At 40.9% G+C, this 457-nt stretch carries 1 protein-coding gene; it reads right to left on the reverse strand.

From position 1 onward, the window contains the following. A partial coding sequence (locus tag AC1Z3T_RS21200; protein WP_483396998.1) for a calcium-binding protein occupies positions 1-457 on the reverse strand: 457 nt, incomplete at both ends.

Genomic DNA, 457 nt, shown 5'->3' on the forward strand with positions numbered 1-457 from the left:
TTGCCTGAGCCTCCTTCTAGGTAATCTGTTCCGCTATTCCCTAGCAAAATATCATTACCATCACCACCAAGTGCATAGCTCTTGCCTGCCCACACATTGATTGTGTCATCCCCTGAAGTACCATGGAATGTCATACCATTGTTTTGGAAGTCTTGCATCGTGATTGTTTGGTCTGCAAATGCAAATTGCTCTATTTCATAGTAACTACTACTAAAGAAGTTCTTGATACGAACACTATCGCCTTCTGAATAACCCCATAGCAATAGATCATTATTATCCTTGGTGAATTTAACATCCGCCAAATTAACATCTGTAAACTTCAGTATGTCTTCACCAGCTTGACCACCGCTATAGTCCGAAACTGTATCTTGACCGTGACCTTTCGAGAAGATGTAGGTATCACCTTGATAACCACCATCTAGATAGTCATTTCCCGTTCCACCTATTAAAGTATCTG

It is taken from the genome of Acinetobacter sp. B-6 (genome assembly GCF_056930735.1).